The 17,553-nt window shown below is 58.4% G+C and carries 23 protein-coding genes and 2 tRNA genes; 7 read left to right on the top strand and 18 right to left on the bottom strand.

What is annotated here, in order from left to right:
- Positions 1 to 360: 360 nt before the first annotated feature.
- The 10 genes from IOD40_RS04000 to IOD40_RS03955 form a co-directional block, all read right to left on the bottom strand.
- A tRNA-Phe gene (locus IOD40_RS04000) sits at positions 361 to 436 on the bottom strand.
- A 162-nt stretch (positions 437 to 598) separates the two neighbouring features.
- Positions 599 to 802, bottom strand: coding sequence for a DNA gyrase inhibitor YacG (yacG, locus tag IOD40_RS03995; RefSeq protein ID WP_198474581.1), 204 nt, complete (start codon positions 800 to 802; stop codon positions 599 to 601).
- Positions 803 to 804: 2 nt separating this feature from the next.
- Positions 805 to 1,431, bottom strand: coding sequence for a Maf-like protein (locus IOD40_RS03990; protein WP_198474579.1), 627 nt, complete (start codon positions 1,429 to 1,431; stop codon positions 805 to 807).
- A 35-nt stretch (positions 1,432 to 1,466) separates the two neighbouring features.
- Positions 1,467 to 1,685: a translation initiation factor IF-1 gene (infA, locus tag IOD40_RS03985; RefSeq protein WP_006200926.1), complete on the bottom strand. Its 219-nt coding sequence runs from the start codon at positions 1,683 to 1,685 to the stop codon at positions 1,467 to 1,469.
- Between the two features lie 93 nt (positions 1,686 to 1,778).
- A complete protein-coding gene (locus tag IOD40_RS03980) occupies positions 1,779 to 2,222 on the bottom strand; it encodes an arsenate-mycothiol transferase ArsC (protein ID WP_233713834.1) in 444 nt (147 codons plus the stop codon).
- A gap of 17 nt (positions 2,223 to 2,239) precedes the next feature.
- Positions 2,240 to 2,722 carry a UPF0262 family protein gene (locus tag IOD40_RS03975; protein WP_198474575.1) on the bottom strand — a complete coding sequence of 161 codons (483 nt, stop codon included), beginning with the start codon at positions 2,720 to 2,722 and terminating at the stop codon, positions 2,240 to 2,242.
- Positions 2,723 to 2,725: 3 nt separating this feature from the next.
- Positions 2,726 to 4,024 carry a histidinol dehydrogenase gene (gene hisD, locus IOD40_RS03970; protein ID WP_198474573.1) on the bottom strand — a complete coding sequence of 433 codons (1,299 nt, stop codon included), beginning with the start codon at positions 4,022 to 4,024 and terminating at the stop codon, positions 2,726 to 2,728.
- A 14-nt stretch (positions 4,025 to 4,038) separates the two neighbouring features.
- Positions 4,039 to 4,476 carry a DUF2948 family protein gene (locus tag IOD40_RS03965; protein WP_198474571.1) on the bottom strand — a complete coding sequence of 146 codons (438 nt, stop codon included), beginning with the start codon at positions 4,474 to 4,476 and terminating at the stop codon, positions 4,039 to 4,041.
- 109 nt (positions 4,477 to 4,585) lie between these two features.
- On the bottom strand, positions 4,586 to 5,875 hold the full coding sequence (gene murA, locus IOD40_RS03960) for a UDP-N-acetylglucosamine 1-carboxyvinyltransferase (protein WP_198474569.1): 1,290 nt from the start codon (positions 5,873 to 5,875) through the stop codon (positions 4,586 to 4,588).
- A gap of 140 nt (positions 5,876 to 6,015) precedes the next feature.
- On the bottom strand, positions 6,016 to 6,195 hold the full coding sequence (locus IOD40_RS03955; protein ID WP_198474568.1) for a hypothetical protein: 180 nt from the start codon (positions 6,193 to 6,195) through the stop codon (positions 6,016 to 6,018).
- A 160-nt stretch (positions 6,196 to 6,355) separates the two neighbouring features.
- Between IOD40_RS03955 and IOD40_RS03950 the strand changes: the two genes are divergently transcribed.
- The 7 genes from IOD40_RS03950 (at position 6,356) to IOD40_RS03925 (ending at position 9,651) form a co-directional block, all read left to right on the top strand.
- Positions 6,356 to 6,430 (top strand) — tRNA-Thr (locus tag IOD40_RS03950).
- Between the two features lie 370 nt (positions 6,431 to 6,800).
- Positions 6,801 to 6,935 carry a hypothetical protein gene (locus IOD40_RS20175; protein WP_267905055.1) on the top strand — a complete coding sequence of 45 codons (135 nt, stop codon included), beginning with the start codon at positions 6,801 to 6,803 and terminating at the stop codon, positions 6,933 to 6,935.
- A 97-nt stretch (positions 6,936 to 7,032) separates the two neighbouring features.
- Positions 7,033 to 7,401 carry a site-specific integrase gene (locus tag IOD40_RS03945; protein ID WP_198474566.1) on the top strand — a complete coding sequence of 123 codons (369 nt, stop codon included), beginning with the start codon at positions 7,033 to 7,035 and terminating at the stop codon, positions 7,399 to 7,401.
- A 608-nt stretch (positions 7,402 to 8,009) separates the two neighbouring features.
- Positions 8,010 to 8,219, top strand: a complete 210-nt coding sequence (locus IOD40_RS03940) for a cold-shock protein (RefSeq protein ID WP_198474564.1) — start codon at positions 8,010 to 8,012, stop codon at positions 8,217 to 8,219.
- 372 nt (positions 8,220 to 8,591) lie between these two features.
- Positions 8,592 to 8,972, top strand: coding sequence for a DUF6481 family protein (locus tag IOD40_RS03935; protein WP_198474562.1), 381 nt, complete (start codon positions 8,592 to 8,594; stop codon positions 8,970 to 8,972).
- Between the two features lie 57 nt (positions 8,973 to 9,029).
- Positions 9,030 to 9,305 (top strand): hypothetical protein, encoded by a 276-nt coding sequence (locus IOD40_RS03930; protein ID WP_198474560.1) that lies wholly within the window; start codon positions 9,030 to 9,032, stop codon positions 9,303 to 9,305.
- A gap of 91 nt (positions 9,306 to 9,396) precedes the next feature.
- On the top strand, positions 9,397 to 9,651 hold the full coding sequence (locus tag IOD40_RS03925) for a DUF982 domain-containing protein (protein ID WP_198474558.1): 255 nt from the start codon (positions 9,397 to 9,399) through the stop codon (positions 9,649 to 9,651).
- Here IOD40_RS03925 and IOD40_RS03920 read toward each other — a convergent pair.
- The 8 genes from IOD40_RS03920 to IOD40_RS03890 all read right to left on the bottom strand — a co-directional run bounded on the left by IOD40_RS03920 (position 9,648) and on the right by IOD40_RS03890 (position 17,550).
- On the bottom strand, positions 9,648 to 9,809 hold the full coding sequence (locus IOD40_RS03920; protein ID WP_198474556.1) for a hypothetical protein: 162 nt from the start codon (positions 9,807 to 9,809) through the stop codon (positions 9,648 to 9,650). The genes IOD40_RS03925 and IOD40_RS03920 overlap by 4 nt on opposite strands.
- A complete protein-coding gene (locus IOD40_RS20395; protein ID WP_456061949.1) occupies positions 9,802 to 10,215 on the bottom strand; it encodes a DUF7657 domain-containing protein in 414 nt (137 codons plus the stop codon). The genes IOD40_RS03920 and IOD40_RS20395 overlap by 8 nt, the downstream gene beginning before the upstream one ends.
- A gap of 236 nt (positions 10,216 to 10,451) precedes the next feature.
- Positions 10,452 to 11,654: a hybrid nucleoside-diphosphate sugar epimerase/sugar transferase gene (locus tag IOD40_RS03915; RefSeq protein ID WP_198474554.1), complete on the bottom strand. Its 1,203-nt coding sequence runs from the start codon at positions 11,652 to 11,654 to the stop codon at positions 10,452 to 10,454.
- Positions 11,655 to 11,810: 156 nt separating this feature from the next.
- Positions 11,811 to 13,646, bottom strand: coding sequence for a dihydroxy-acid dehydratase (gene ilvD / locus IOD40_RS03910; RefSeq protein ID WP_198474552.1), 1,836 nt, complete (start codon positions 13,644 to 13,646; stop codon positions 11,811 to 11,813).
- A 177-nt stretch (positions 13,647 to 13,823) separates the two neighbouring features.
- Complete coding sequence (locus tag IOD40_RS03905; protein WP_198474551.1) at positions 13,824 to 15,038, bottom strand: LysR family transcriptional regulator; 1,215 nt, start codon at positions 15,036 to 15,038, stop codon at positions 13,824 to 13,826.
- A 34-nt stretch (positions 15,039 to 15,072) separates the two neighbouring features.
- Complete coding sequence (locus tag IOD40_RS03900; protein WP_198474549.1) at positions 15,073 to 16,152, bottom strand: 4-oxalomesaconate tautomerase; 1,080 nt, start codon at positions 16,150 to 16,152, stop codon at positions 15,073 to 15,075.
- Positions 16,145 to 16,819, bottom strand: coding sequence for a 4-carboxy-4-hydroxy-2-oxoadipate aldolase/oxaloacetate decarboxylase (ligK, locus tag IOD40_RS03895; RefSeq protein WP_198474547.1), 675 nt, complete (start codon positions 16,817 to 16,819; stop codon positions 16,145 to 16,147). The genes IOD40_RS03900 and ligK overlap by 8 nt, the downstream gene beginning before the upstream one ends.
- Complete coding sequence (locus IOD40_RS03890) at positions 16,819 to 17,550, bottom strand: PIG-L deacetylase family protein (protein ID WP_198474545.1); 732 nt, start codon at positions 17,548 to 17,550, stop codon at positions 16,819 to 16,821. The genes ligK and IOD40_RS03890 overlap by 1 nt, the downstream gene beginning before the upstream one ends.
- Between the last annotated feature and the right edge of the window lie 3 nt (positions 17,551 to 17,553).

The following is a 17,553-nucleotide window of genomic DNA, read 5'->3' as shown; positions in this document are numbered from 1 at the left end:
TAGTGTTCTGCCCAGAACGTAAAGTCAACAGGAACCTTCAAAGTCTTTGCCACGCCAACTGCGTGCCGATATTGCAGATCCAGATCGCGGACATCCCGAAGCTCAATGAATGCCCGGCTCGCAAGCCCAGGATCTCTTTGTTTCGATTCAGCTATGGCGAGGATTATATTGCGCTTGTACGCTCCGGCCTGGCGGACTTAAACACTCGCACCGGCAAAGCTTGCCAAGAGGATCAAGGCTGCGTCCACAACTCCCCTCGCTACGGCCTGCCTGATGTCACTGGCACACAAACGGGCCAAAGCCCGAAAAGAGCTTACGTAAATCAGGAATATAAGGGGAGCATGACATGGGAAAACCAAGTGGTGCCCAGAGACGGATTTGAACCGCCGACACTGCGATTTTCAGTCGCATGCTCTACCAACTGAGCTATCTGGGCAACCTGTAGAAACCCTTGAGGTTTCTGTTTCGGCGGGGTTGGCTGTCCGTCGAAATCGGGTGCGTTATAGCACGAGATTTCTGCCTGTCCAGCGCCTTGAGCGAGGTTTTTCAGCTATTTTTTCAAAAGCGTCGAAACTCTCACAAACACGGCAGAAACGCGTCACTTTTGCTCGTCTTCCGAGCCCGCCTCCTCTTCCGTCGCCGGAATGACATAGGATCCGCTAAGCCAGCGATTGAGATCGACATCCTTGCAGCGGGGTGAGCAGAAGGGATAGTCGGCGCGCGTGGCCGGCTTTCCGCACTCAGGGCACGAAAGCTTCGGCCGAAGCGGCGTCACATTGCCGGTATTCGAATTGCCAGTCATGCTCACACCCTTGCTCCCGCGCTCCAGTTGGCGAGCACCTTGTAGCCATCAGCGCCAAGCAGCCCTACCGTTTCTTGAAGCGGCAGGCCCACAATATTTGTATAGGAGCCGACGATTTTTACGACGAAACTTCCTGCAAGGCCTTGCACCGCATACCCGCCCGCCTTGCCGCGCCATTCGCCAGAGGCGAGATAGCTCTCCATCTCCTCATTAGAAAGGCGCTTGAAACGGACACGGGTCTCCACCAGTCGCTGGCGAATCTTGCCGGTCGGATTGATCAGGCAGACGCCGGTGTAAACACGGTGCGATCTTCCGGAGAGCAGACGCAGGCAGTAGGCCGCCTCGTCGCTGACTTCAGCCTTGGGCAGAATGCGACGCCCAACTGAAACCACGGTATCCGCGGCAAGAATGAAGGAGGAGCTCCCCCCCTCACTCTTCAGGATCTCCAGAATCGTCTCAGCTTTCGCCCGGCTCAAGCGCTTCGCAAGCGAGCGAGGATGTTCCGCGCGTAGCGGCGTCTCATCAAGTTCGGCTGGCAGCAGACGATCGGGCTCGATTCCGGCCTGCTGAAGAAGCTCAATCCTTCTTGGCGATGCAGACGCCAACACCAGCTTCTGGGAAACAGTCATTACAGGCCCGTCAACTAGCGGGAGAAAGATGCGAATTACTTGAAGCGATAGGTGATACGACCTTTAGTCAGGTCGTAAGGGGTCATTTCGACCAGCACCTTGTCACCGGTCAGTACGCGGATGCGGTTCTTGCGCATGCGGCCAGCGGTGTGGGCAATAATTTCATGTTCGTTTTCGAGCTTAACCCTGAACATCGCATTCGGCAGCAATTCAGTGACCACACCCGGAAACTCGAGTACTTCTTCCTTCGGCATCCGATACCTTTGAGTTGGAATGAATGGACCGGCCTACAGCCAGCCTTAATTTTGGGCGGAACCTATACGATTGCGCCTCATTTGTGAACACGCTTAATTCCCGGGTTGTTCACCACTCGTACCCGTGAACCTGGCGACGATCCGCGCTTCAAGCCGATCGCGGACATCGCGATACGCCTCCAGGATCCGCTCCCGCGTTCCTGTAGCTGTCGAGGGATCCGCCATAGGCCAGTACTCGACTTCTACCGCCATGGAGCGGGTAAGTTCAAGTGCAGCGTGATGCGCCTGAGGAGAGAGGGTGACGATGATGTCGAAATAGTCGTCTTCCATGTCCTCGAGGCGTTGCGGAAGCCGCTCGCCAAGGGACAAACCTTTTTCTTCCAGAACCGAGTCGACGAAGGGATCACGCTGGCCTGCCCGCACGCCTGCCGAGGCCAGAAATATGCTCGGCGGCAGGACTTGCCGTGCAATCGCCTCAGCCATTGGCGAGCGGATGGCATTCATGCCGCACAGGAACAGTATGGAGCGGGGACGCATGGCCTCGCCCTCCATCGCTAGCCCCGCCAATGCAGGACGCAGACGAGCGTGAAGAGACGTCGCGCGGTATTGAAGTCGACCTCTATCTTCCCGGCGAGCCGATCGACGAGTGTCTGCGAACCTTCATTATGCAGACCACGCCGGCCCATATCGATTGCCTCAATGTGGGAGGGCGTCGAGGATCGGATGGCCTCGTAATAGCTCTCGCAAATCAGGAAATAGTCCTTCACGACCCGCCTAAAAGGCGTCAGCGAAAGAATATGGGTGATGACTGCCTCGCCGTTCTCGCGCGTGACGGAGAACACGAGCTTTGAACTGACCAGCGACAGCTTGAGCTTGTAAGGCCCCTCACCCGTATCGCCCGCGGGCCGAAAGGAATTGTCCTCGATCAGATCGAAGATGGCGACCGCCCGCTCGTGCTCGACGTCTGGTGTGGAGCGACCAATGGATTCGTCCAGCTCCACATCGACCAGCCTCGCGTTGCGGGGGTCGCTGCTCATCTCTCAGCCTTCTGGATTAAGCCTGATCGCGACCGAGGCCGCGTGGCCGTCAAGGTTTTCCGCCTTGGCCAAGGTGACCGCAGCCGGTCCGATCTGGCGCAGTTGGTCGGGTCCAAGCTTCAGAAGGGACGTGTGCTTGACGAAGTCCAGCACGGTCAGTCCCGAAGAGAAACGGGCCGAACGGGCAGTCGGAAGAACGTGATTCGATCCGCCAACATAGTCACCGATGACTTCAGGTGTGTGACGGCCGATGAAAATCGCACCTGCATTGCGGATCTTATCGACATAGGCATCGGCATCCTCGAAGGCGAGTTCCAGATGCTCCGCTGCAATGCGATTGGCCAGTGGCACAGCCGCTTCCAAGTCCGGCACCAGGATGATCGCACCATAATCGCGCCAGCTCTGTGCTGCGGTCTCGCCCCGCGGCAATATCGCGATCTGGCGAGAGACTTCCTTTTCCACCGCATCCGCGAAAGCAGCATCGTCCGTGATCAGAATCGACTGCGCTGCCGTGTCGTGCTCAGCCTGGGCAATCAGGTCAGCGGCGATCCATGCCGGATCATTCGCGCCATCGGCAATGACCAGCACTTCCGACGGCCCGGCGATCATGTCGATGCCCACCGTTCCGAATACCCGACGCTTCGCCGCCGCGACAAACGCGTTTCCCGGTCCCACGATCTTCGCAACCGGAGTGATCGTCTCGGTTCCATACGCGAGCGCCGCCACAGCCTGGGCTCCGCCAACGCGGTAGATTTCCGATACGCCTGCCAGCTTTGCTGCTGCAAGGACCAGCGGATTTAGAACACCATCAGGCGTGGGGACCACCATGACGATGCGCTCGACGCCGGCGACCTTCGCCGGCACGGCGTTCATCAGCACGGAGCTCGGATAACTTGCCGTACCGCCGGGGACGTAGAGGCCAACCGCCTCAACAGCCGTCCAGCGCGAGCCAAGCTCGACGCCGATCGGATCGATATAGCGATCATCCTCAGGCATCTGGCGTGCGTGGTGAGACCAGATCCGCTTATGCGCGAGCTCCAGTGCCTGGCGCGTCTCATCATCCACGGAGGCAGCCGCAGCTTCGACTTCCTGAGCCGTCACCTTGATTCCGACCTCGGCCAGGTCGAGCCGATCAAACTTCTTCGAATAATCGATGAGCGCTGCATCGCCTTCGGTGCGGACCCTCTCGATAATGTCGCGCACAATGGCGTCGACATCTTCGGATACCTCACGCTTGGTTGCGAGAAAGGCGGAAAACGCTGTTTCAAAATCGGGCTGGGTAAAGTCTAGACGAAGCGGCATTCGTAAGTTCCTGTTCAGCCCCTGTGTCGCGGACGACCAAGCGCCTCCCAGGCGCCGCCGAGATCCGCGATGCGGGCTTCGATATAGTCGACGTGCAAGCGTATCGCCGCCTCGCCCGAGAAGGTCAATTCAATCACGCCCGCGGGAGCATCTGCTCCGGGCTCGAAACGCACCGCGAGCAATGACAGAACGTCTTCGCCTTTTTCGCGCGAAATCCCCGCCGTCTTGACTGCTGTCACGCCATCGAAGTGCAAGACCGACTGGCGGCGCTCATTGTGCTGGCGGAAGATCCGTGTCCCGTTTTCCCACACGAAACGGTTGAGCGGCACCAGGAAGCGCTTCTCCTTCGCCGTGTAGGACAGGTCACCAACCTTGGTCACCGCGTCCTGCACGTGGGCCGAAATGATCTCGAGATCCTCGGTGTCTAGAGCAACAAGCTTCAGTTGAGACATGGACGCAAACTATCCGAATGGCTGCACACGGGGCCTACCCCGGTGTTAGGCCGTCTTTACTGACAGCGCAACACCACCAAGTCCACCCACCGCTTCTGCCAACGGAAAATCAGGAGCTGATGCGCTCGATTATTGCCCCACAACCTGAGAGCTTTTGCTCAAGCCGCTCAAAACCGCGATCAAGATGGTAGACACGATTGACGATCGTCTCACCTTCGGCGGCGAGCCCCGCAATGACCAGCGAGACAGACGCGCGCAGATCGGTCGCCATCACTGGAGCACCCTTGAGTCGATCGACGCCATCGACAATGGCAGTCTGGCCCGAAAGTGAGATCTTGGCGCCAAGGCGCGCAAGTTCCTGCACATGCATGAAGCGGTTTTCGAAGATCGTCTCAGTGATGTGCGAGCGGCCCTTCGCCATCGTCATCAGGCCCATAAACTGGGCTTGCAGATCCGTCGGGAAGCCGGGGAACGGTTCTGTCGAAATATTGACCGGATTGATGCCCGCACCATTGCGCCGCACGCGGATGCCCGTATTGAGTGGCGTGATCTCAGCGCCCGTCGCGGCGATCGCCTCAAGCGCGCTTTCCAGAAGGTCCGCACGCGCACCTTCAAGCACAACATCACCACCGGTCATCGCAACTGCCATGGCATAGGTACCGGTCTCGATACGATCGGGAATCACCTGATGCGTCGCTCCGGAGAGCGAGGTCACACCATCGATCGTGATAGTCGAGGTGCCAGCGCCATGGATCTTGGCGCCCATGGCGTTGAGGCATTCGGCAAGATTGACCACCTCCGGCTCACGCGCCGCGTTTTCAAGGATCGTCTGACCGTGTGCAAGGCTCGCAGCCATCATCAGGACGTGCGTTGCGCCTACCGAAACCTTCGGAAAAGCGTAACGCGCGCCAATCAGGCCCTTTGGCGCCCGGGCGCGAACATAACCCTGCTCAATCTCGATCTGCGCGCCCAGCGCAGCGAGGCCCTCGATGAACAGGTCAACCGGTCGGGTTCCGATTGCACATCCACCAGGGAGCGAGACATTTGCTTCGCCCATGCGGGCCAGCAAGGGACCGATAACCCAGAATGACGCTCTCATCTTGGAGACAAGGTCGTAGGGCGCGGTGGTGTCGACGATGTTCTTTGCGCAGAATTTTACGGTACGTGAATAGCCTGCCTGCTGCGCTTCGCGGCGGCCATTGACCATGTAATCTGCGCCGTGGTTGCCTAGGATCCGGATCAACTGCTCAACATCGGCCAGATGTGGCACGTTCTCGAGCGTCAGCGTTTCCTCAGTCAGGAGCGAGGCGATCATCAAGGGCAGCGCCGCATTCTTCGCTCCCGAAATCGGGATGCTGCCATTCAGCTGATTTCCGCCGACAATCCTGATGCGATCCATGGGTCATCCCCTTTGCCGGGGCACAGCCCAGGCCGTTCATGTCTGAAGCCGGCTGGTCTAACCGGACCGGCGGTTCTGTTCAACAATAAGCGGAAAAATGACGGAGACGGCCTGTGACAGAGCACTGATCCATTGCTCTGTTAGGCCTCGCCATCTTCCTGCAGCAACCCTTCGGGCCGCGAATCGGCCTCCCCCTCCCGCCGGGAGCGCGCCTGTGCCTTGCGGCGCTGCAGATTCGCCCGCAACTGTTCGGCGAGTCGCTGCCGCTTTCTGTCCTGTGCAGTGGTCTGTTTACGCTTGTGATCGTCTTGGGAGGTCAAACCTACTTCTCCGCTAGGGATCAATTATGTCCTTCTGGCGACGCGAGCCTATAGCAGATACCGCTTTTTGCACAAAGTGAGTGTTCTTCCACAAAAGGTGCAGAAGGGTGCTTGCACTCTTCGATTCCTTATGGCAGAAGGCCGCCACACTCAAACACCGGCTGCGGTAGCTCAGTGGTAGAGCACTCCCTTGGTAAGGGAGAGGTCGAGAGTTCAATCCTCTCTCGCAGCACCATTTCCCCTTGAAATTGTTAGATATTCTGGATTCCAAGATATCCAGAAAGAACTAGCACGCCGCCAGCACGTGTTTGCCCTGTTACAGCTTTTTCCAATAAATTGGGAATACGTTGCTGCGCGCTTATTAGCACGCACCTAGCACAGCAGCACACCAAGGTAACTCACCGGTGGCGACTCTGATGAATGCACCGTCCAAAACGCCCTACGTGGTGCTCCTTCGAAATGACAGTCCCCACTGCTGGGTGCGATTCTCTATTTCTGGTCAGGGCCAGAAGAGGATCGGAAAACAACCGATCCAAATGAGGCGGCCAAACTTGCGGCCCCACACTATCAGCGGCCAGTCTGGCGCGCCGAGGAAGGCCTGCTACATGGCAAAGCCTCGTCCGTCACATCTGTGGCAGGAGGAGCCTGCACTCGAGCATCGCATTAAATACGAGCGACTCGTACTCGACTGCTTCATAGGCATCGCTACGGGTACGCGCCCCACTGAGATGCACAATTGAATTGGGGCCACATTCTCGGCTTCAAAGAGGAGCGCAAGAAACCCATTTCAAAGCAGCGTTTCCGTATTGCTGCACGCGGCAGAGGGAGAAGCCGCAAGTGCTGGTTTCCAACGTCAATGCACTCGACCACTTCATCAATTTGTGGGACGCCTACGTTGCAGTTCACGATCGCGAACCTCGGATGGACGAGGCAGTCTTCGGCAATGCTATCGGTGAGCGCGCCAAATCGTTCAAAAAGGGCCTGAATGCGCTCCCGGAAGCAGCCGAGCTGAAGACCGATCCGTTCGGGCGCGCCCGCACTGCCTATAGCTTCCGCCATACCTACGCGACGCGGCAGCTACAGAAGGGAACGGATATCTATACACTTGCCATCAATATGCGGACATCGGTGAAAATGATCGAGGCCTACTACTCGGATGTGATCCCGGACGATATCGCTAGGCAGCTTGAAGGCGACTTTGGTTGAAGCTTAATTGCGCGCTGCAACGGGGGGAGGAACGTCATCGGGTGGCGGCACAAGCGGTGACTGCTTTGCGCGCCCTGCTAACGTGTATCGATAGGGCTTTGGACCTACATGCGATTGCATGCCGGCGGGACTGAGGTCGCGCGACAGCTAGTCGAATAGGCTCCGTTCGTGCACTGCGATGACCACCTGCCGGCCATGCTGCTTGAATGTTCGCAGAAGAGCGGCGAACTGGGTGATGTCGATATCGTCCATGCTCTGTACCGCGCGTCGTGAGGACGCGCTGCAGCTAGCCAAGCGAACCGAAATCTGACGTCGAGAGGCCATCCAAGGCGACACGGAGGGCCTTTCTCACGGGACATCACCGTTCCGCAAAGCTGCCATATCGGCGCAAACACATCCCGTAGATGCGAAACATCTCATCATAAAACTAAACGTTGACTTGGTAGTTGCGAGCGCGTATGTAACAAAAATCGATCTTTTGCTTGCCGAGTTTTGTCTACTTCGCGACTGGCACCGCGTTTTAAGCGATCCTTTCTTTCAAAATATTCGGTTTCATCTGCGCGGCGCCTGCTGCGCAGCTCCTCAATCTAAGCTTGAAAGGATTCATCATGACCATCGGCACAGTAAAATGGTTCAATTCCACCAAGGGCTTCGGCTTTATCCAACCTGACAACGGCGGCGCAGATGCCTTTGTTCATATCTCGGCTGTCGAACGTGCTGGGATGCGCGAACTCATTGAAGGCCAGAAGATCGGCTTCGATCTTGAGCGCGACGTGAAGTCGGGCAAGATGTCGGCCTGCAATCTGCAGTCCGTTTAATTATAGGTAGCTGCTTCTCTTTGACCACGGATGTACTGGCATCGCAGGAAGCACGTCATTATTCTGAGGCCAGGCAAACCGCTTGGCCTTTTCATTTTGGCCGCATGGCCGCACGTGGCTGATCTGATGACTGAAACATTCAGCAAGTATCGCTTGCGGGCTTAGTTGCCCGGCGAAGTCCGGATCAAGTCCGTTTCAGATTCAGGCATGGGCAGGGCCCTCGCGCGCGGTAGCATCGTGCGAAGCGCAGACGTCCTGACTTCTTAGTTACCCCTCGCAAAGAGCACCCGTAGCTAACCCACGCTCATATCACCTGCTGGCCCTACTCATCACAACAGGCTGTTCGACAACTGCCTCTTTAAGGGAAAAGATTTGAGAAACCTTCGAAACAACGATTTCGCCGACAGACGTTCCACCGCTGCGGACGCCAAGGCGCACCTCCTTGAGGCCTATAAGACCGCAAAGGAGATTGCCGAGCCCACGCGTCTGGCCCGACAGGCTGAGCGAATTACACTGGTGGAAGCTCGTGACGCACGCCGTGCCGAAAGGAACAGGCTGAAGCTTGAAGAGCAGACCCGGTTGGAATTGGTTGCTGCCGAAGAAAAAGCCACCGCCGCAGCCGCAGCAACGGCAGAGACAGAGGCCCGCAAGGGTGCCGAAAACGCTCGCATTGCGCGGTTGGTGGAAGATGAGGCCGCACGCAAGGCCGAACGAGACAGGCGATATGCGGCGCGCAAGGCCAGGCAGGCTTAGGGCTTTTGTCGGCTGTCCGCGCAGAAGTGTCCCTAAACTCGTGCGATCGGAGCATATATGGCACCGGATAGAAACGAGCTACAAGCGATCAATACGGCTTGGCAAATTGCAATTCAGGAAATTCTGCGCATGGTCATACGTGATATGTATCATGCTGGTGGCGAAACTGAATTCAAGACGCATATCAAACGAATTGAAGAAGCCGCGGTAGAAAGTATTCGTACTGATCTCAGGCTACGCGGTACCGACGAGTGGACAGAAGTGCTCGTCAAGGAACGCGCGAGCAATTTCGTAACTACGCTTCTGACATCATTCAGTTACGATCGTGCCTGACGCTATGGCTTTACTCAAGTCCGGCGACAATCGCGTGTCAACCAACCGAGACGGTGCTGGCCTTAGTTCGGCGCATAGCCTATTTGAGGCCATGGATAGCAATCGTTTTGAGAATCACATCACCGTCAAGGTAGATGCCACAGGTGCCGTACACACGCTGCGTACACCCACCGAAGCTTACCAATTTCTTCTGGGAAGCTGGAATGCAAAGCGCAGCGAGAAATATCGCGCAGCACTGCAAGCGTGTTCTGATGCCAGCCTCGGCGGCAAGACGACAATGGCCGCTCGTCGCGCGGTCCTAGCAGTCGCTCGCGAGGCCGGCATTCTCTACGACGAAAAGGCCTAGTCGCTCGGCGTGCTTTCCGAAGGGTCTTCATTTTTCTCCGATGTACCTTCATCGGATTTACGAGCGTTAGCCTTAGCCGCCTGCTTCTCAGCCTTCTTAGCCGCCTTGGCGCGATCTCGCTCCATTCGCTCGTGACTGTAGTTCGGTGGTCTAGCCATGAGTTCTCCTTAAAAAGCAGGAGTACACGTGCCCGCGGCTGTCGGCAACGGCAAAGCAGGATCCGGCGCCGACGACGGCCACTGCACTTACCACCGCAATACGAAGTGGCGCGCCAAGCTGATTGAACAGTACGGAATAACCGAGAAGGAACGACGCCCAAAGGCATGCAAAATAGAAGGAATATGCATAGGCTGGCGGGAGAAGCCAAAAGCCCCATAATTGAGGCTTCACGATCAGTGACCAATCCAGGATGGGGAGCGCCCAGAAGCCTTTGAGCGTCTCATGGTAGGGCGAGACCTGATTGACCGTATCAAATCCCCCCCTTACCGCCGTCTGAACCAGCGGCGTGAACGCGATCCACTCATCGGATCGGACATTTCGAGCTTCGAAGAGTAAAGGTCGAATATCTTCGACGCCAAGGTGCTGGAGGCCAAAGAGCGTAATGAGACGGCGTCAGGGCTAACGCAACGTATCCGATAAATGCGACGCACAAGCAAAGCCCAAGCCAAACAGGTACGGCTCTGAGATATGCGTAGGGAAATCCGGCTTCCCATCGCGGATTTGCAAAGTCGATTTTCATAAAGGCCCCCACCTTCGTAGATCTCTGGCAGCGTCTACGCTGCCATTCGTGGTTCGCGCCATTAGCGTCGATCTCTGACCCGGTCACCCCCGCCCCTGCCGAGTATAGTTTCTAAGGCGATTTTTAGGTCGAGCAGCAGCGATTGCATGGCAAGATACCGCGCGTCATGTTTCGCGAGGCGTACGGGCTCACTCATGTCGATGCCATTCACCTGTGACAGGCCGCTGATTCCCGGCTTCAAACGCAGGACGCCGCGTTTGCGTCGTTCCTCGATCAACGCCCGCTGTACGGGCAGACACGGCCGTGGGCCAATCAGGCTGATCTCATTGCTCAGGATATTGACGACCTGCGGCAGCTCATCGAGCTTGGTGCGACGCAAGAAATGGCCAAGCTTTGTGACAGCACTCGCCGAGACCTCATTGGTTGCGGCCTGGACAGTGCCAAGGCGCATCGTACGAAACTTGTAGCAGGTGAACTCCGTGCCGTTCTGTCCGATGCGTCGCTGGGCGAAGATTCCCGGGCCGGGCGACTGGAGCTTCACTGCCAGCCAGATCAGCAGCAGTGCCCACCAGAAGAAGAGGATGACGACCAGCGCAAAGGCAAGGTCCACAGTTCGGCGGACGAAATTGTAGACGGGATTGTGCTCCTGGCCTTCGGAGAGCGCGACTTCCCTATCCTCGTGCGTTGCGGCACGGTTCAAAATAAACTCGGCGAGCGTCGTCACCTCCACCGTGGGCTTGAGCGCGCCAGAAAGAACAGCAAGCGGCTTGGCAAACACCTCCGGCAGCCGGTTGAGGAACGCCATCTTTCCCCGCCAGCCATCGCCATGTACGGCGGGCAGATAAAGTGTCAGCGTTTCCATGCCTTCGACGTTAAGAAGCGCTTCGGCCCCCTTTCGCTTGGTGCTCGCATAGGGCGAACGGTTGTTTGCATCGAGAGCGTGGAGCGAGGAGATGTTCACGAAGCGCTTCACGCCCGCCCGGCGGGCCGCCTCGGCCATTTCCAGCAAAAGATCCACATTCACCTTTTCGAAGTCCGCTTCCCCGGCGTCGGAATCGCTGTTGATGGTCGCAAGGTGAATGAGGAGGTCAAAGCCCTTTGCCTGGTCGGCCAGGCCGTCATAGGAACAGGCGGCCTGCCCGGGAAAGAGCATCCGGATCCGTGCGATGTCCCGGCCGATGAGAAGCAGCTCAGCGCGCTTTGCAAGCAGCGGCACAAGGCTGCGTCCGACAAAACCGGTGGCACCCGTTACAGCGATTTTCATGCGTCTGCCCGGCTCCCGGTGCGGCTCTTTGGCGTACATGGCTTGCTCAGGCTAACTAGCCGATTGCTTTCGCTCGACGCAATGCGCCGTTCGCCAGCCAAAAGAAAACGCCGCGCCCTCGGAAGGACGCGGCGCGAGAAATTCAAGCGCGACAGCTTACTCTGGCAGGACGCGAACGGCGCCCTTATCGGCGCTCGAGGCAAAGGCAGCGTAGGCCTTCAGCGCCGTGGTAACGTTGCGCTTGCGCTGTTCTGCAGGCTTCCAGCCGAGGCGATCCTGCTCGGCGCGGCGGACTTCTAGTTCCTCGTCCGAAATACGCAAGCTGATCTTGCGTCCTGGAATATCGATGTCGATGATGTCGCCATTGCGAACGAGACCGATCGCGCCGCCCTGGGCTGCTTCCGGCGAGGCATGGCCAATGGACAAGCCTGAGGTGCCACCTGAAAAGCGGCCGTCCGTCAGCAGCGCACAGCTTGCTCCGAGGCCCTTCGACTTCAAGTAGCTTGTCGGATAGAGCATTTCCTGCATGCCGGGGCCGCCCTTCGGGCCTTCATAGCGGATTACGACGACGTCGCCCGCTTTCACCTCGTTGCTGAGGATCCCCTTAACAGCAGCGTCCTGGCTCTCATAGACAACCGCCGGGCCTGAGAAGACAAGGATCGATTCGTCAACACCAGCGGTCTTCACGACGCAGCCGTCGAGAGCGATATTGCCCTTTAGAACGGCAAGGCCGCCATCTTTGGAGAACGGATGCTCGACTGAGCGAATGACTCCATCCTTGCCGTCGGTATCGAGTTCCTTCCAGCGTGAAGACTGGCTGAACGCCGTCTGCGTCGGAACGCCACCAGGAGCGGCCTTGAAGAACTCGTGGACCTTTTCGTCGTTGGTGCGGGTGATGTCCCACTGGTCGATTGCATCGCCGAGCGTTGGCGCATGAACAGTCGGCGTGTCACGGTGAATCAGACCACCGCGCTCCAGTTCACCAAGGATGCGCATGATGCCGCCGGCACGGTGAACGTCCTCCATGTGAACGTCGCTTTTTGCCGGCGCCACTTTCGACAGACAGGGAACGTGGCGCGACAGCCGATCGATATCCTCCATGTTGAAGTCGATGCCGCCTTCATGCGCTGCAGCAAGAATGTGCAGGACGGTATTCGTTGAACCACCCATCGCAATGTCGAGCGACATCGCGTTCTCGAACGCCTTCTTGTTCGCGACGTTGCGCGGCAAGACGCTCTCGTCATCCTGCTCGTAGTAGCGCTTGCAGACGTCGACGATGACCCGTCCTGCTTCCAGGAAAAGGCGCTCGCGATCCGAGTGCGTTGCCAGCGTCGAACCGTTACCTGGCAGAGAAAGGCCAAGAGCTTCGGTCAAGCAGTTCATCGAGTTTGCGGTAAACATCCCCGAGCACGAACCGCAGGTCGGGCAAGCCGACCGCTCAATCGCCTTGACATCGTCGTCGGACATCGCGTCGTCCGCAGCAGCCACCATCGCGTCGACAAGGTCGAGCGCCTGGGTCTTGCCATTCAAGACAACCTTACCCGCTTCCATAGGACCGCCGGAAACGAAGATCGCCGGGATATTGAGACGCATTGCGGCGTTCAACATACCCGGGGTGATCTTGTCGCAGTTCGAGATGCAGACCATTGCGTCAGCGCAGTGTGCGTTGACCATATACTCTACGGAGTCAGCAATGATCTCGCGTGAAGGCAGCGAATAGAGCATGCCATCGTGACCCATTGCGATACCGTCATCGACAGCAATGGTGTTAAATTCCTTGGCGACGCCACCTGCAGCCTCAATCTCGCGCGCTACGAGCTGGCCCAGATCCTTCAGATGCACGTGCCCCGGTACGAACTGAGTGAACGAGTTTACGACCGCGATAATTGGTTTCCCGAAATCGCCATCCTTCATGCCGGTGGCGCGCCAAAGGCCGCGCGCGCCGGCCATGTTGCGACCGTGGGTAGTTGTGCGGGAGCGATAAGGAGGCATGTCAATTCCAAGGTTAGAGTTTAGTCAGCTCGCCAACGTGACGCGCACGTTTCCAGATCAGTTGATTGAGGCTAGAATTCAAGAATGTCCAGCCTTTCCCGTATCTGCAGGGCTCAACAGCCACATTCATTCAATCCAGGGCGAATGTCCAGCTTGGCCAATTGCCTCGGCGGTCCGTCACGCAGAAGAAACGTCACGTAAGGCCGCAAGGAATTCAGCCTGCAACGCGGTTGGTTTCCAGCCTGTCCGACTCGCAATTCCGATCGGACGTTCGGTCGCTGGCAGTTCCACCGGCAGAACCCTTAGAAGACCAGCCTCCTCCTCATATCGGATCTGGTGCCGAGACAGGATGGTAAGGCGATCGGACTGGACGAGAATACCACGTAGTGCGACTAATGAGCCGGTCTCTACAATTCCCTCACCATCCCGCGGCCCAAACCCATGTTCCGCTGCAATAGCATCGAAAATGACACGGGTAGGAGTACTTCGGCGAGGCAGAGCCCAAGGGTATCCGACAAGATCCTGATAGCTGATGTTTTCGAGCCGGAACAACGGGTGATCCGCTCTTGCCACGATCGATAGGCCGTCGACGAACAGCGCCTCCTGCGTGATACCACGCTTGACCTTATCATCGCGTAGCGCGCCCACAAGGAGGTCAAGGTCACCGATCATCAAACTGTGAAGCAAAGCCTCGTAGGAACCGTCAAGGATTTCAAACGACGCCCCGGGGCGCTGTGCCGCGCACCGTGCAATGGCATCCGGGATGATGGAGGTGCGAACAAGGGGCAGCGTACCAACGACCACACGACCGTCAAAACTGCCATCCAGCTCGCGAACCTCTTCCACGGCACTTTCAAGCTCGCGCAGCACCAGCCCCGCGATAGAGGCGATCATCTGGCCAGCGGTGGTGAGGCGAACGGATTGCTGTCGACCGTCGAACAGCGGAACACCGCCAATACGTTCCAACTCCCTCGCGGCACGCTGCACCGACGGTTCAGCCTGACCGAGCATCCGCGCCGCCGCTGAAAAGCTACCAACGCGTGCAAAGCCTGCAAGGGCACGCAAATGAGCAATAGTCGCGTGGGTTTCCAGAAGGTCCTGCGCCAGGCCACGACCGATGCGTGACTGCTTGGCGAGTTTTACGTTGGCGGACCGCAAAAGCTCGATAATCCGGGTGGCACGAACGGAAACGACCTTGCCACGCTCCGTCAAGAACACACCGCTGCCGCGTCGTTCGAAAAGATCCCCGCTGAAATGCTCTTCTAGCCGCGATATCGCCTGGGATGCGGCAGGTTGAGAGACGCGTACAGCCTCCGCAGCTTTCGACAGAGATCCGGTCTCAACTGCGAACGCGAACAGACGGATATGGCGGAGATTGGGGTATGCGATCATACCCCTATCTACCGCAAGGTCACGCGTTTGGCGATCAGGCGAAAACAATGCCGTCAAACAGCTTACGGGAGGTGCGTAGGATCGCTGCGGATTTCACACCACCGGCCTCATCCAGCGTCGCTACAACGCTCATTTCGCCTGTGGGATGTTCGATGGCGAGCGTCCGCGTCTGGCCGGATCCGACATTCGCAATAGCCGCCGCCGGGCTATTCGGCAGTAGGCAAGCGGTCGCGACACTAACCGCACCAAGAACGCCGATGGAGGAATGCGCACGATGCGGAATAAAGGTGCGCGTCGAGATCGCACCACCTTCACGCGCCGGTGCAACCAGCGTCATCTTGGGCACGGACTTTTCCGCCACATCGCCAAGGTTCATGATCGGGCCGGCCTTGAGACGGATCGCCTCGACCTTCTGGCGAAGTTCGGCATTGGCTTCGAGTTCCACGGGGGTCTCATAGCCAGTCACGCCAAGGTCTTCAGCCCGCATGACGACGCACGGCATGCCGTTGTCGATCATGGTGACTTCGATGCCATCAATGACATCGACTTCCTTGCCGGATGGCAGGAGCGCGCCGCAAGACGAGCCTGCCGTATCCATGAATTCGATCGGCACAGCTGCCGAGGTACCGGGAACGCCGTCGATCTTGGCTTCGCCACGATAGGTGACGCGGCCCCCCGGGGTGGACACGGTCGCAATCGCAACCTGACCGGTGTTTTCCATGAAGATTCGAACGTCGGTCTCACCGTCCTTGGCGTCGACCAGCCCGCGTTCGATGGCGAACGCGCCGACGCCGGCGAGGATGTTGCCGCAGTTCTGGGCGTCGGTGACGATCGGGCGATCGACGAAAACCTGCAGGAACAGGTAATCGACGTCGACGCCTTCGCGCTCCGACTTCCTGACCACGGCGACCTTCGAGGTGAGCGGGTCAGCCCCGCCCATCCCGTCGATCTGTCGCAGGTCTGGCGACCCCATCACGCGCAGGAGTAAGGCGTCGCGCGCAGCCGTGTCCTGCGGCAGATCCTCCGCGAGGAAATACCCGCCCTTGGACGTGCCGCCACGCATCCACATGCAGCGGATGCCCATATCCTCGTCGCGTGAAGGTGTCTCAGACATACTTCAGACCTTTTTCCGCAAGGCGTTCGCGCATCTTGTAGATGTCGAGACCCAGCTCGCCGGCAGCAAGGCGCTTGCGCTTGTCTTCTTCGGCAGCAACGCGAGCTTCGGCCTTGGCTGCAACAGCCTCGGCTTCCTCACGCGCAACGACGCAGACGCCGTCATCGTCAGCGATGATGACGTCACCCGGACGCACATAGGCGCCAGCGCAGACGATTGGCACGTTAACCGAACCCAGCGTCTCCTTGACGGTGCCCTGCGCGAACACTGCCTTCGACCAGACCGGGAAGTTCATCTCGGTCAGATCGGAGATGTCCCGCACGCCAGCGTCGATGATCAGGCCCTTGCAGCCCCGCGCTTGTGCGGACGTTGCCAGCAGATCGCCGAAATATCCGTCGTCGCACGAACTGGTCGGAGCCAGCACCATGATGTCGCCGGCCTTCAGCTGCTCGATTGCAACGTGAAGCATCCAGTTGTCGCCGGGAGGCGAGGAGATGGTCACCGCGCTCGCGGCAAGACGTGCGCCCCGATAGATCGGGCGCATGTAGCTGGCCATCAGGCCCTTGCGGCCCTGCGCTTCGTGAACGGTGGCAACGCCGCACGCAGCCAGCCGGTCAATGACCGACTGATCTGCGCGTTCGATGTTCTGAACGACGATCCCTGCCATTAGAGCTCGTCCACCGTGCGCGGGTAGATCGACTGGAAGCCCTCAGCGTACTTCGCCTTGCGGCCGCCCGACTGGCCGCCAGAGTTACGCATGAAGTGGTTGGCGCGGTTTTCGGCAACGTTGCGGTAGTAGTGCCAGAGGTGCTCCTGACCTTCCATGCACTGAATAGCGGCCCACTTCTTCTCCCAAACCGGGGTAATGTCGAGGAAGGTATCCGGCTTCCAGTTCATCTGTTCGGTCTGGTGCGGTTCGAACAGGTAGACCTGCGGTGCGCCGAGGATCTTCTGGCCCGGATTGTGGCCCCATGCCTGCGCGATGGCGCGGCACTCGAGCGTCCACTCCGACACATACATGTGGTCGGTGTTGTACGGGTCGTACTTCGAGTGGCTCATCATGAAGGACGGCTGAACGTCGCGCATCACGTCGACCAGACGATCCTTGGCCTCGCGGGTCATCTCCAGCGGGTAGTCGCCGAGGTCGAAGAACTGAATGTCATGAACGTCCAGAGCTTTTGCCGCGTTCTCGGCTTCGCGCTTGCGCTCGCTCTTGACGGTCTCGAGGGTCATCCCCTCGTTCTTCCAGAGCTTAGCGCTTTCACCGCGCTCGCCATAGGACAGGCAGACAACTGTGACGTCGTAGCCAAGCGATGCGTGCAGTGCGATGGCACCACCGCAACGCCAGACAAAGTCAGCGGAATGTGCGGATACGATAAGAGCAGTCTTCTTGGACATGGC

The sequence above is a fragment of the Aquamicrobium zhengzhouense genome (assembly GCF_016124105.1).
Lineage (GTDB): Bacteria > Pseudomonadota > Alphaproteobacteria > Rhizobiales > Rhizobiaceae > Aerobium > Aerobium zhengzhouense.
Note: the sequence above shows the minus strand (reverse complement) of the source record. Positions and strands in the feature narration are given on the sequence as shown.